A 13486-nucleotide genomic window follows, 5' to 3' on the forward strand; every position below is an offset into this window, starting at 1 on the left:
CCGGGCTCTCTCGGTCAGCCTTGCAGGTCCGCCACCACTAGATCGGCCACTGCGGTCATCCCGGCGTCCGTGAAGTGCAAGCGCTGCGCCGTCGACTCCGAGAACAGGCCTTCGAACCAACGCTGATCTGCACTCGCGCACGCGTCGTGCCCGCCGGCGATGCTCGCCGCCGCAATGTCGACAGTGCGCACACCGTGGGCGTGGGCGACCTCGTCGAACTTCGTGTTGTAGCGAGCGAAGTAGTCCATGAACCAGGATGCGTCGGCGTCTGAGAACGGGATGTTCGGCCAGCATCCGCGAGAGGAGATCATGCCGCCCTCTCCGATCAGGTAGATGCGAGCGTTAGGCGCGCGCTGCGTGACCGCGGTCAGGATGCGATCCAATTCTCCGGCAGCCCGGTCGATTCCGGACTGGGCGACGGAATTCGCGAGCGGGTCGTACCGACATCCACGATCGGTTCCCGGTCCCGGAGCGACGCACAGGGGGCCGAGGAAGATGCTGTTGGAGTCGTTGCCGCCGATCGAGATGGTAATCAGGTCGATGTCCGGGTGAACAGCATCGAGCTGGACGGGCCAGTAGTTCGGAATCAGCTGTGGGGTGTCGATGATGTTCTCGGCGCGTGCCGCGCTGCAAGAGACATCAGCGAACTCGGCCACGTCGAGCGCCCGCGAGATTTTGCCCGCGAAGTTCTCGTACGAACGCGAGCAGGCGTCGGGGTACATCGGTTCCAGCCTTGGACCGGAGGCGCGGGAGTCACCGAGGGCGACGTACTTGATCCCGGTCTCGGAAAAACCTGCCGGCGGTGCCGACTGGGGCACCGAAGCCTGCGCGATTCCGGTGCTCACGAGCGCCAGCACAACGCCTGCGACGGCCGCCGCCCGACCGAGAAGTTTCCCTCGAGTGATCATCTACTGTGCCAAGTCCTCTCGCGCACGGCCGCTCGACTGACGGCTCGACATGCCGCATGAGGTTAACGCACGGAGGGGACAACGATGTCCGGTTCGGCGGACGGCGATCGAAACCACCTACCGCCGAACCGGATTCATCTCGACTATGCAGTCTCGACTCAAGCAGTGAGGAAACGGCCCAGCTGCGGCGCAGCTTCTCCTGCGTGCTTGGCCTGGATACCTTCACCGATGGCCTGCAGCTTCCATTCGCCGTTCGCGCGGTACACCTTTGCCATCACCATTCCGGTGAAAGCCATGCCGCCCTGGAGCGTGTATCGAGCGAGCTCGGAGTTGGTGGTGCTGTCCACGAGACGGCAGAAAGCGTTGGAGACCTGCTCGAACGTGTGTCCGCGGTACGAGGTCACGGTGAAGATCACGGTGGTCACGTGAGCCGGGACCCGCTGCAGATCGACGAGCATGACCTCGTCGTCGCCGTCTCCGTCGCCGGTGAGGTTGTCACCCATGTGACGGACCGAGCCGTCCTTGGACGTCAGCTGACCGTAGTAGCAGACGTCGACGAGGTTGCCGTCCGCGTACAGGAGCGCCGAAGCGTCGAGGTCGACGTCGGCGGTACGGCTTCCGAACAGGCCGCTCTTCTTGATCGGATCCCAACCCAGACCCATCTGGATCATGGTGAGCGCGACGCCGCCCTCCTTTCGGAGCGTGACCTTCTGGCCCTTGGTCAGGCTGACGGGGCGTCCCTTGACCAGGCTCACCTCGGGCTGCTGCGCCGGCGGCTGGTTCTGCACGGGAGGCGCCGGGGGTGCCTGGTTGTAAGTCGGCTGCTGGTTGTACGCAGGCTGCTGCGCCGGCGGGTAGGCCGGCGGCGTCGGTCCCTGGTTGTAGGCAGGCGGCTGGTTGTACGCGGGCGGGGCCGGCGGAACCGGCGGCGCGTTGTACGAAGGCTGCTGCTGCGGCGGCTGGTTGTACGCCGGCGGAGTAGGAGCGACGGACGAGGGCGGGGTGATCGGAGCCGGAGCCGCGACCGGAGTGGGCGGCGGCGGCGCGGGCGCATCGTCGACGGACACACCGTGATCGGTGACCAGCGCGGCAAATCCACCCGCGTACCCCTGGCCGACGGCGCGCACCTTCCACGCACCCTGGCGTCGGTAGACCTCGAGCGCGATGACGATGGACTCGGTGGTGAGACCGTCGATCACGTACTCGTACAACACGTTCCCGGCCGCGTCGGAGACCCGAGCGGTGGGTGCAGCGCTGCGCCCGAAGTTCGACGAAGCGTCGTCGAGCGTGATGACGGCGCGAACCTGCTCGATATCGGCAGGGACGCCGGCGAGCGAGACTCGGAGTGAGGCAATGCCACCCGGGTTGGGCACCAATTGCACGCCGGGTCCGGTCGGCTGGTTGAAGAAGACGAAGTCGGCGTCGGAACGAACTTTTCCGTTGCTCGTCACGAGGAGCGCAGACAGGTCAGCGGCTGCAGCCAGCTGAACCGACACAACTACATCCGAGACGTCCAGCGGGCCGTTCTGCCCTTTGGCAAGCGATACAGACAACTAAATCCCCTTCATAGAGAGCGTGTATTACCCGAGCGCGGAAGAGAACCACCGCAATATCTCCGCGCTCGCTGCGATACCGGACCTTTCTGTCACAGTAACGGTCGGCCGTTGCCAATTCAGTTCTTCCAGCTCACCGTGCCTCGGCCGGATCGCGAAATCGGAGTATTCGAGCATGTCCGCATCCAATGCGCCGTCACCTGCCGAGATCACGACTGCGGATTGATCCAGATCACCCGACTCGACCAGTCTGCGGCGCACCTCTGCCAGTGCGCGTGACTTCGACACGGCGTCGGGCATCGTGTAGATCTTCCGGCCTTGACGCGAAACGTTCCAGCCCCGCGTCACGCACCAGTGATTCCATTCGGTTTCGAATTCACTCGGCATCACGGCCAGATCGACGACCAGGTACGGAAACAGGTCGTCGGCAACACGAATGGAACTGACCCAGCTCGAGTCGATCCGCGATTCCAGTTCCGCCTGAACCTGCGGCAACTCGGCGCCGGACTTGCTGGTCGAACGGTCGATCTCGTTTCGCCACTCGCGATCGGCTTCGCCGTCCACCAGGATGTTTCCGCCGTTGCTCGTAATGGCGTACTTCCACGGTCCGCCGGGAAGATCGATCCGCTGGAACTGTGCGATGGTCCTGGTGGTTGTCGGAATCACCGGAGCCCGCGAGCTCAGCGCGGTCAGCAGTTCGATCGATTCGACGCTCATGTGTGAGAGCGGACCGCCGTTGTAGTACTCGACGCACAACGGGCTCGGCGCCGAATCCAGGTCGGAGCCACTGGGATCGCCGCCGATCGCGGCCTGCGAATAGATCATCGTGCGGTCCAGATCCGTAGCGATCAGGACCTGGGACGCAGCGGTGTCCGCACGGCTCACGTGATGTCCTTGATCAGCCCGACACACGAGTAGGCGAGGTCGGGTACCACCTCGACCGGAACCCCGCGGGCCTGCGCCAACAACCGAATGTGTGCATGCTCCGGGGCGTCGAGTTCACGCACCAGAACCTTCCAGGGGAGCCGGCGCAGCAACACCCTGGTTGTTTCTCCGACACCGGGTTTGACGAAGTTGACCGTCGAGATCCCGTACTCGGCTTGCACCTTCTCCACCGACTCCCAGCCGGCCCAGGTTGGCGTCCGGTCGGAATCAAGCACTGCAGCAAGAGAATCCGCTGCGTCGCCGCGAACCGAATCGAACTCGGCCGAGACCACGTCGAGCAACCTGTTGGAGACGTCGACGTCGGCAAGGTCGGCGTAGAACTTGGCGCCGTGGAAATCGCCGGGCCCGATGAGGGTGTCGTTGAGGACTGTTCGTGAGACCAAGCCGGACACCGTCGAATTGAGGCACGCCGACGCGATCAGGAAGTCGTCGCGGGTTCCGTACGTTCGCACGCAGTGTCCGGGGTCGGCGAGAACAGCCAGATCGGAGTCGAACTTCGCTCCGCCTGCCTCGTGGTACTCCGTCAACGCTGTGTCGAGTTCGCGGGCGATGGCGCCCTTACCTGTCCAGCCGTCGACGAAGACGACGTTCTCCGAGTCGTGATGGTGCGCAAGATAATCGAGTGCGACGGAATCGATACCCTTGCCTCGGACGATAGACACTGCATAGTGCGGCAACGTGAGCCCGCGGGTCTGCTGGGCCCAGCGCCGCATCAGAATCCCGATCGGTGTTCCGGCCCGGGCGAGTGAGACCAGCGTGATGTCACTCCCCCGCTCGGCCAAGACCAAGTCCATCACGGTCCCGACAGCGCGCGCCAACCGTGGAGCGCTCTCGGCGAGCACCGTCTCGAACAGATCCCGGTATGCCTGATCGGGTTGGTACTCGATGGGAAGCGACTCGGCATAGTGCGCCTCACCCGACTGAATACGCTTCTCGCGCACGGATACATCCGCTTCGAGATCCACGTGCGAAAGATCCTTGAGCAGCCACTTCACTTCGCCCGGCGCGTACGAACCGAATTCGGGCCCGACCAATGGTTCGTTCATGACGAGCCTCCTGCTCTGGATTCGCGCAGCGCCGACGGATCGGCCCCGCGAACGGTGGCGACCAGGACGTCGGTGCCGGAGTTCCGTAACACCTCGATCACCCCGTCCATCGCCGTCAACCGATCGGTATCGGCGGGCTCGTCCACGACGAGCAAGGCAAGGGCGTCGACCGCCGCGTCAGGCCACTGCGCGTTGTAGACGTATCGGGGTTCGTTCTCGCCCAGTTCCGGTGCCGGAAAGGTGAACCCGCGACGCAGCGGGTATCCCGGCACGTCGACGACGTAGGCGGGTGAACGCGTCGTGGTCTGGTACCGAACCGCTCGCCCAGAGCTTTCCAAGCCCGCGGCGATGCGCAGTGGCAGGTACATCAACTCCTCGTGACCGATCACGATCACAGCACGCGACGCGTCGATCGACGATCCGAGAATGGACACCGCTGCCTCGACGGCTGACTCGAATGCCTCGGTGTCGCCATCGAGAAAGCCGTGCCGGCCTCCGTCGGGGACATGTGCCGGCCACGGCAGATCCATCCGGGACAGCGTGCCGCGTCGGTCACCGATCGGATTGAGGTCCGGAGCATCCAGAGCCGTGACGCGCTCGGTCAGGCCGTCGGGCAGAACCGTCGAACCCGAAGCAAGAGAGACGTAATCGATCCGCACACCCAGTTCCGTGGCCGCGGCTTCGCTGGCGGCTCGGTGTTCCTCGGTTCTCATGTCCACCAGCGAGGCCACGACATAGCGGCTGCGCGGGCATTGCCCGTGCAGTGCCCGGATGGCATCGATCGCGGTGGCGCCGGTGGAGATCTCGTCGTCGACGAGGACCAGTGGCAGGTCGTTCTCGAACAGTTCGGCGGACGTCGGCTGCATCAGATGGCTCGTGGCGTGCGAGTGCCCCTCCTCGAACCCGGCGAGCGTCGTAGCACCTGGCACGTCGCGACGAGTCGAGTGCAGGTAGCAGTGAGCGCGCAGACGGGCCGCAACGCAATGACCCAAACCTGTTGCGGTTTCGGCAAACCCGAGCACGACGACGTCGACACCCTCACCGAGGGTTGTCCGCACCAGATCGCCGAGGTCGTCGGCAGCACCGATGACCACGGACGGCTCGGTGGGCACGTGCTTTCCCAGCACAGTGGACACCAGCAGGTGAGCGCGACGCGGATTCCGCCGAAGACCCGGGATCACCAGATCGGGCACCGAATGCCCGAGCGACGAATCACCGTGAACGAGGTCCAAGCCGAATTCTGCTGTAGCCCAGGGAACGTCCCGGGACTGGACAACCTCTGTCATCGATCGACCAACGCCGTCAGCAACTCGACAAACGTGATCCCCTTGTTGGTCACACCGAACACGTGAGCGCGGAGCGCAGTCTGATGGGCCCAATTGCGGTGCGGCTTCATCTCGTTCATCTTGTTCCGGTAGCCGGAGGCCTGAACTCCCCCGGCGTCGGCACCGAGAATGTCGAGGGCATCGTGATATTCCTCGTGCGTGACCGCGGAGAGAGCATTGACCGCTGCGACGTGCGACGGGTGGATGACCGTCTTGCCCTGGATTCCGTTGGCTCGGTCCAGCGCGATCTCACGGAGCAGGCCGTCGAGGTCGCGGCTGACGAGATGCTGACGGAACCGGACGGCGTCATGTTCCTCGAACGGGGTGGCGCGCAGCATCGGCCGGAACATGCGTTCGTGATCGGCGAAGTACTCCCACACCGGCCCGGTGATGACAAAACCTGAACCGTCGGCACGCCCGAGGTAGTTGACGATGTCGGCGATGACATCGACCACCACGCGCACGTCGTAGATGGTCAGATCGCGGTCGCGACGGATGCCGAAGGTGCTGCACATGTCGGTGGCGCCGATGCGGACGGCAAGGATTCGATCGCGGTGTTGCGCGAGAATCCCACTGATGGTGCGCAATTCGAGATCGCGAGTATCGCGGTGCACAAGCGCGGGTGATTCGAGTACCGGCATCGCGTAGAGATGCTTGCCCAGCAACTCGGATGCGTCCGCGACGGCGTCGAGGAACACAGGGCCGGACTCGCTGCCGAACTTCGGGATGACGAACCCGGTGAGCGCGGCGCGCCCCTCGGTCAACGACGCGGCCACCTTGTGGATGTCCGCGACTTCACGAACCCGAACGAACAGCAGCATGCCGACGGCGTCGGTCGACGCGATCTTGTCGAGAGCGTCAACCGCGTTCGCTCGCGCTGACTCCACCTCGTGATCCGCGACGGCGTCCTCGAGATCGAGCACCATCGAGCTGACGCCCTCGGACGCACGCTTGACCACGATGTCGGCCAACCCGGCTCGGGTGGCAGGAACGTAGAGAGTTGCACCCAGAGCAATCGCGAGCAGATCCCTCTCGTCGGAATCCGCGAACGATCGAGGCGCATGCAGGAACAGTTGCTCCCGCACGTCGTCCTCGAGATGTTGAAAGTGCTGCATTTCTCTTCTCTCTGTAACCGCAATCAAGTCCATGAAACGACCCCCTGTGCCAACGCGTCGAGCAACTCCGATCCCCCGATCGGCCCGACCATTCAGTTTTTGCCGGCTCGCGCCCGCATCTTCTCGACAACTTCGGTGATGAACGTCGATACCGAGTCCAGCTGTAATACATACGACCAGTAGTCCGGATGAGTTCCCGACAGTGACGCACTCGCTCGCTCGATCCTTGCTAGTTGAGCATCGAGTACGGAGCCCCACTCCGCCACCAACCCTTGGTTAACAGCGAACATCTGGGCGTCTTTCAGCCGGAAACGAACCTCACGTTCCTTTTGGCTCGGATCTGCCCGAACTGCACGCAGAGTAGCGAGACGGTCCGTCACGGCGTCGGCACACGCTTCGGCGTCGGCGAGGTGCACGCGGGCTTCGGCCATCAAAGCCAGTGCATGTTCGGGGTTTCCCGCAGCCAGCGACTGCTTCGCTTCCTTGAGATCGATGTCGGCCTGATCGATATGCGCTCGACTGCGACTGCTGTTGTCGACGAGGTCAGCGGAACTCGCGGCGTTGAACTCGCGCAGCAGTGCGGAGTACGCCGGGTCGAGGCGGTCCACTCGAGTGCGCACTGCCGACAACCTGGTCGAGACCGAGGAGATCGTCATCTCGGCACGGTGCTGGGTCGACGGGGCTTCTGCCAATGCTTCCTCGAGCGCCGATACCGCTTCGCGGACACTCTCGGCCCGCGTGCGGACTGCGTCGGCGCGACCGGATGAGCGCGCGTTGTCGAGCGCTGCAACTGCGTCGTCGAGGTGTTCGGAGGCCGTCACCACCGACGGGTACTCGCGATAGCGCTGATCGGTGGCAGCAAGTTTTTCCCGGACGGCGTTTGCCAGGGTTCGGGCCTGTTGGCCGAGGACGGGAATGGCGGACATCGTGACCGTCGCCTGCTCGAGGTGCGCACGATGCCCGTTGTAGAAGGCGTCGACGCCCTTCGCCGCCTCGACGAGTTCGGCTACCGACTTTTCGAACGCCGCCCGAGCACCGTTCGGGTTCTGGTGGAGTACCTGATCGTTGCCATAGCGCTCGGAGGTGTCGAGGTAGTCCGACGCAGCCTGGAAGCACCGATCCCGAACGGGTTCCCACGCAGCGCGCAACCCTCGCTCGGGATACAGCTCGGCGGAAGCGTCGACTGCTGCCGACGCGATGGTCTGCCGCTTGTCCATGTCGAGGAACGCCGAAACCATGGCCGTCTGCGCCTCCCGCGCACGACTGACCGACTCCCCCACTCTTGCCCCCCGATTGAAGCGCTCCGACCATCTTCCCACCACGATTGAATCCTACGGGTCCAGCACTTCGCTTCTCGGTTCGTAATTCTGCTGTTACGGCGAACACACCGGAACTGCGGTTAGGGTGGTGGAGGTAAACACACTCCCAAGACGACTTCGCGTCGTAGTGGGCCTTGTCTCTCCTCTTGAAAGGACCCCTGAATGGGCGTCAGCTTGACCAAAGGCGGCAATGTCTCTCTCACGAAGGAGGCCCCGAACCTGACTGCAGTGGTCGTCGGCCTGGGCTGGGACGCGCGTTCCACCACCGGAGCTGCTTTCGACCTCGACGCCAGCGCAATCGGCGCAGGCTCGAACAAGAAGGTCCTCTCCGACCAGCACTTCATCTTCTTCAACAACCTCCGCTCGCCCGACGGCTCGATCGAGCACAAGGGTGACAACACGGACGGCGAAGGCGAAGGCGACGACGAGCAGATCGACGTGAACCTCGCTGCGGTTCCCGCCGAGATCGAAAGCGTTGTCTTCCCCGTCTCGATCTACGACGCAGAGGCTCGCTCGCAGTCCTTCGGTCAGGTCCGCAACGCGTACATCCGCGTCGTCGACAAGGCGAACGGCAACGAGCTCGCTCGCTACGACCTCTCCGAGGACGCTTCCACCGAAACCGCCATGGTCTTCGGTGAGCTGTACCGCAACGGTGCAGAGTGGAAGTTCCGCGCAATCGGCCAGGGTTACGCATCCGGCCTGTCCGGCATCGCGCGCGATTACGGCGTCAACGTCTGATCTTCGCTCTCGACGAGCTGACTCGGGGAAGGTTCCGCAGTAGTCTGTGGAACCCTCCCCGTTTTCACGTTCGGATGCGGTGAGAGACCGCTTGCAGTAACCACTCTGCATTGACCAACTAGAAAGGGCCACGCTCCGTGGTACTGCGAATATTCGGTTTATCCATCGCGATCTCCATCATCGCGATGATCGTCGCGTTCATCTACGGCGGACCCGAGGCACTGTTCCTCGTCATCATCCTGTCGATTCTGGAAATCTCGCTTTCCTTCGACAACGCCGTCATCAATGCCACCGTTCTGCGAAGAATGAGTGACTTCTGGCAGAAGATCTTCCTTACCATCGGCATTGTCATCGCCGTCTTCGGTATGCGTCTGGTGTTCCCGCTCGTGATCGTCTGGGCTGCTTCCGGGCTCGGACCCGTCGCTGCGCTCGACCTCGCGCTCAACCCGCCTGCCGACGACGCCGCTTACTTCGCCAACGGCGAGCCGAGCTACGAAACCATCCTCACCGACGCTCACCCGCAGATCGCTGCCTTCGGTGGCATGTTCCTGCTGATGCTCTTCCTCGGCTTCATCTTCGAAGAGCGTGAGATTACCTGGCTGTCCTGGCTGGAGAAGCCCCTCGCTCGCATCGGCAAGCTCGATCAGCTCTCCGTCGTCGTAGCCGGCATCGTCCTGGTTCTCAGTGGTTCTTTCCTCGCCGCTGACGACAAGGTCTCCACCGTCATGATCTCGGGCGTTCTGGGCATGATCACCTACATCGCGGTCAACGGATTGGGTGAACTGTTCAACTTGCCGGAAGAAGGCGAAGAAGAGGAGACCACCAAGTCCGGTGGTCCCACCGAATTCGCGAAGGCAACCGGCAAGGCCGGCTTCTTCCTGTTCCTCTACCTCGAAGTCCTCGACGCGTCCTTCTCCTTCGACGGCGTCATCGGCGCATTCGCCATCACCGCAGACCCGATCATCATCGCCCTCGGCCTCGGCTTCGTCGGCGCGATGTTCGTCCGTTCCATCACGGTCTTCCTGGTCCGCAAGGGCACGCTCTCCGATTACGTCTACCTCGAGCACGGTGCGCACTGGGCAATCGGCGCTCTGGCCGTCATCTTGATGGTGTCCATCGGCGTTCACATCAACGAGATCATCACCGGCCTGGTCGGTGTCTTCTTGATCGGCGCTGCTTTCATCAGCAGCCTCATTCGCAACAAGCGAATCGCGAACGCAGATCCGAAGTTGGACGAGAACACTCCGGCAACTGTCTGACGTTCTTTCTCGAAACGCCCGCGACCAATTGGTTGCGGGCGTTTTGTTTGTAATGCCTGAATTGAAACTCTCTGCATTCACAGCCGCGCGCCAATTGTTCAGCCGCGCGCCAAATTCAGCCTGCGGGTGAACAATTGCCCTGCGGGTGCGAAGAACCTATTTGTAAGGGAAACCATGAACGAGATAGTCATAGAGCGCGCAGCGGACGAGGACGCCGCGGAAATCCTTGTTCTACAACGCTGTTGCTGGGTCTCGGAAGCAATCTCGAACAACAGCATGGACATACCCCCGCTCCACGAGGACCTACCCACGGTCCGAGCCTGGGTTCAGGAGTCGACTGTCTGGACCGCACGACGCGGCGGCCGACTCGTCGGGGCCGTCCGCGGCACAGCCGACGGAACCGCATGGCAGATAGGGCGCCTCATGGTGGCACCGGACTTGGCGGGCAACGGCCTCGGCCGACGCCTCTTGCAGCACGTGGAACAGAACGCTCCGGAGCACACCACAAGTTTCGAGCTGTTCACCGGAAGCAAGAGCGTGCGGAACATTCGCCTGTACACCCGAGCGGGCTACTCCCAATTGCCGCCGGACCCCAGCCACATCCCCGGAGTCGTCTACCTGTCCAAGCCGAACGCCATCAACTCCGACTGAACGGCGATACTGACTTCTGTGGTGAACATTCGCGTCGCAGCGCAGACAGACTTGCCGTTCTTACGTGAGCACGACTCACACATCTCAGCCGAGGAACTCGCGTCAGTGGTCCAACGCGGCCGGATACTCGTCGCCGAGGACAGCGGGAAACCAATCGGATGGCTGCGCTGGGGCTTGTTCTGGGACGAGATTCCGTTCATGAACATGCTGACCGTCCTGTCTTCGAACCGCGGCCAAGGCATCGGGCGCGCTTTGGTCACAGATTGGGAAAAACGCATGAGCCGCGCGGGACACTCGCAGGTCCTCACCTCCACACTCGCCGACGAATCAGCCCAGAACTTCTATCGCGCAATGGGATACACCGACGCGGGAGTTCTGTTACTCCCAGGCGAGCCCTCCGAAATCTTCCTACGCCGAGACCTCGAGCCTGCGCCCGATCTGACCGATCCCCACATTACCCGCGAGTAATATATGGTGGTCGTCACACCGCGATCTCAGGGTGGGGCGTGGCACACCAATGTGGAGGACGAGTATGTCGTCAAGGGTCTTATCTCGCACAGTTGTCGGAGTACTCGCGGTTGCACTGACAGGCGTCGGTGCACCGGCAGCACTCGCGCAGCCGGCTCTTGCCCAGTCCCCTGATGACAGTTTCTACAGCTACGAGGGCGCGGCGCCTCTCTCGTCGTATGCTCCAGGCGCGGTCCTCGAGACTCGCACCGTGCCGTACAGCATTCTCAACATCCCGACCCCGATACAGGCAGTGCAGGTTCTCTACCGATCAACCGACGCCCTCGGTCAGCCGTCGGCCAACGTCACCTCGATCCTGCGCCCGGCCAACGCTCAACCGGATAAAGTTGTTTCGTACCAATCCTTTTACGATTCACTGAACCCCGACGACAGTCCGTCGCGGGCCATCGCGGGCAACACCCCGATCGGAGATTGGACGCCGAGTGGGCGCAATTTCAACGTCGGCGGAACCTTCACGTCCATCGAGGCAGCCTTGTTCGGGCCGCTCTTCGCCCTCGGCTACACGATCGTCGTCCCGGACACCGAAGGCCCGGATGCAAACTTCGCTGCCGGACCCGAATACGGGATGATGACGCTCGACGCTCTGCGTGCGGCCAAAGATGTCCCGGAAACCGGAATCACCGACGACGCAGAGATCGCGCTGATGGGGTACTCCGGCGGAGCGATCGCCACCAACTGGGCTTCGATCCTCGCTCCCGCGTACGCACCGGAGATCAACGACAACTTGATCGGTGCCGCGCAAGGCGGCGTGCTGGTCAACCCAGCCAACAACCTTCGCTACGCGAGCGGAAGCATCGGGTGGGGCGGCGTCGTCGGCATGGCAATCGTCGGCGTTGCGCGTTCGTACGACATCGATTTCGGAAAGTATCTCAGTGACCGTGGACGCGACGTCATGGCTCGACTCGAAGACGCGTCCATCGGCAACGTGCTGGCACAGTACCCCGGTCTAACCTGGCAGGAACTGGTCAAGCCCGAGTACGCCGATCCCAATACGGTTCCCGAGTACGTCGATGTCGTGAACAAGATCAACATGGGCACCGCTGCGACACCGACGATTCCGATGTTCATCGCTCAGGCGGCCAACGGCACCATCGAGGGCACCCAACCCGGTGGCCCCGGCGTCGGAGCGGGCGACGGCGTCATGATCACGGGCGACGTCCGTACCCTCGCACGCAAGTATTGCGACGCCGGCCTGCCGATTCAGTACGACCAGTACGACACCATCAGCCACTTCCTCGGCGCCATGCTCTGGCTCCCCGGTGCGCTCACCTGGATCGACGACCGATTCACCGGTAAGCCTGCTCCGTCGAACTGCGCGAATATCGCACCCGGGAACTCCCTTGCACCACAGGAACATGCCCGCTAGCTGACAGAGACGTCCGATTCTACTTCGACGGCTCCACCTCCCAGCGAACGTGAGTCACCAACGGTTCCAAGCTCAGCCGGCTGACGGCGGATTCCAGGAGTCCGTCGTCACGCTCCGCTGCGGCCAATTCCGCGACCACTCGTACGCGGTCGCTGTCCGGGATGTCGAAGGACTGCACTGACCGGAGCTGGAACTCCGGCCTCGAAATGGACTGCACGGTAAGCCCTCTGATGTGAGCTTCGGCGTCACCGTGGCAGGTCACCTCGAAGGTGTAGTCAGCCGGCGGTTCCTCGCGCCCGGTGCGGGCAGGCTGGTGATCCATCATCCGGCCCAACGGCCTCAACAACGTATTCGCCAACATGATTGCACCGGCACCGAACACCGCAACCCAGTACATTCCGCCGCCTGCCAGCGCACCGACGGCGGCCGTGGCCCACAAGGTTGCGGCGGTGTTCAGGCCGGTGACCGAGGCTCCCTGCTTCATGATCACCCCGGCACCGAGGAAGCCGATCCCCGAGACGATCTGCGCTGCGACGCGCGTCGGATCAGCGTCCGGCCCCTGAAACCCGTACGCGCCCATGATGACGAAGAGCGTCGCACCCAAGCTCACCAACGCGTTGGTTCGCAGACCCGCCATCCTTGCGCGCCATTGCCTTTCGATCCCAACGGCAGCGCCGAGGACGAGTCCGAGCGCTATCCGCACAAGGATGACGTGGATTTCCACGGTGAACTC

General features: G+C 63.1%; 13 protein-coding genes. 5 read left to right on the forward strand and 8 right to left on the reverse strand.

Translation table 11 applies throughout. The features are described 5' to 3' along the window. Positions 1-14 precede the first annotated feature (14 nt). From QM596_RS18545 to QM596_RS18575, 7 genes are all read right to left on the reverse strand, one after another. A complete protein-coding gene (locus QM596_RS18545; RefSeq protein WP_283309625.1) occupies positions 15-908 on the reverse strand; it encodes an SGNH/GDSL hydrolase family protein in 894 nt (297 codons plus the stop codon). 158 nt (positions 909-1066) lie between these two features. Next, on the reverse strand, positions 1067-2461 hold the full coding sequence (locus QM596_RS18550; protein WP_019746739.1) for a TerD family protein: 1395 nt from the start codon (positions 2459-2461) through the stop codon (positions 1067-1069). 27 nt (positions 2462-2488) lie between these two features. Further along, positions 2489-3346 carry an HAD family hydrolase gene (locus QM596_RS18555; RefSeq protein WP_259117750.1) on the reverse strand — a complete coding sequence of 286 codons (858 nt, stop codon included), beginning with the start codon at positions 3344-3346 and terminating at the stop codon, positions 2489-2491. Beyond that, positions 3343-4452 carry a cysteine protease StiP family protein gene (locus QM596_RS18560; RefSeq protein WP_020906052.1) on the reverse strand — a complete coding sequence of 370 codons (1110 nt, stop codon included), beginning with the start codon at positions 4450-4452 and terminating at the stop codon, positions 3343-3345. The genes QM596_RS18555 and QM596_RS18560 overlap by 4 nt, the downstream gene beginning before the upstream one ends. Next, the gene (locus QM596_RS18565) at positions 4449-5738 is read right to left on the reverse strand and encodes a phosphoribosyltransferase family protein (RefSeq protein ID WP_030534831.1); all 1290 of its coding nucleotides are present in this window, start codon (positions 5736-5738) and stop codon (positions 4449-4451) included. Before QM596_RS18565 ends, QM596_RS18560 begins: the two co-directional genes overlap by 4 nt. Further along, positions 5735-6892 (reverse strand): HpcH/HpaI aldolase/citrate lyase family protein, encoded by a 1158-nt coding sequence (locus QM596_RS18570; protein WP_042950575.1) that lies wholly within the window; start codon positions 6890-6892, stop codon positions 5735-5737. Before QM596_RS18570 ends, QM596_RS18565 begins: the two co-directional genes overlap by 4 nt. Positions 6893-6984: 92 nt before the next feature. Further along, positions 6985-8130 carry a hypothetical protein gene (locus QM596_RS18575; protein WP_007727045.1) on the reverse strand — a complete coding sequence of 382 codons (1146 nt, stop codon included), beginning with the start codon at positions 8128-8130 and terminating at the stop codon, positions 6985-6987. A 243-nt stretch (positions 8131-8373) separates the two neighbouring features. On the opposite strand from QM596_RS18575, the gene QM596_RS18580 reads away from it, so the two are divergent. The 5 genes from QM596_RS18580 (at position 8374) to QM596_RS18600 (ending at position 12753) form a co-directional block, all read left to right on the forward strand. Then, a complete protein-coding gene (locus QM596_RS18580) occupies positions 8374-8949 on the forward strand; it encodes a TerD family protein (RefSeq protein ID WP_020906049.1) in 576 nt (191 codons plus the stop codon). A 137-nt stretch (positions 8950-9086) separates the two neighbouring features. Then, complete coding sequence (locus QM596_RS18585; RefSeq protein ID WP_020906048.1) at positions 9087-10208, forward strand: DUF475 domain-containing protein; 1122 nt, start codon at positions 9087-9089, stop codon at positions 10206-10208. 174 nt (positions 10209-10382) lie between these two features. Continuing rightward, positions 10383-10859: a GNAT family N-acetyltransferase gene (locus tag QM596_RS18590; protein WP_283309626.1), complete on the forward strand. Its 477-nt coding sequence runs from the start codon at positions 10383-10385 to the stop codon at positions 10857-10859. Between the two features lie 18 nt (positions 10860-10877). After that, on the forward strand, positions 10878-11327 hold the full coding sequence (locus tag QM596_RS18595; protein WP_024487568.1) for a GNAT family N-acetyltransferase: 450 nt from the start codon (positions 10878-10880) through the stop codon (positions 11325-11327). 64 nt (positions 11328-11391) lie between these two features. Next, positions 11392-12753 (forward strand): lipase family protein, encoded by a 1362-nt coding sequence (locus QM596_RS18600; RefSeq protein WP_283309627.1) that lies wholly within the window; start codon positions 11392-11394, stop codon positions 12751-12753. A 19-nt stretch (positions 12754-12772) separates the two neighbouring features. Here QM596_RS18600 and QM596_RS18605 read toward each other — a convergent pair whose 3' ends face one another. After that, positions 12773-13477: an MgtC/SapB family protein gene (locus QM596_RS18605; RefSeq protein WP_003941187.1), complete on the reverse strand. Its 705-nt coding sequence runs from the start codon at positions 13475-13477 to the stop codon at positions 12773-12775. Positions 13478-13486: the final 9 nt, after the last annotated feature.

The organism is Rhodococcus sp. IEGM 1406 (genome assembly GCF_030056745.1).
Lineage (GTDB): Bacteria > Actinomycetota > Actinomycetes > Mycobacteriales > Mycobacteriaceae > Rhodococcus_F > Rhodococcus_F erythropolis.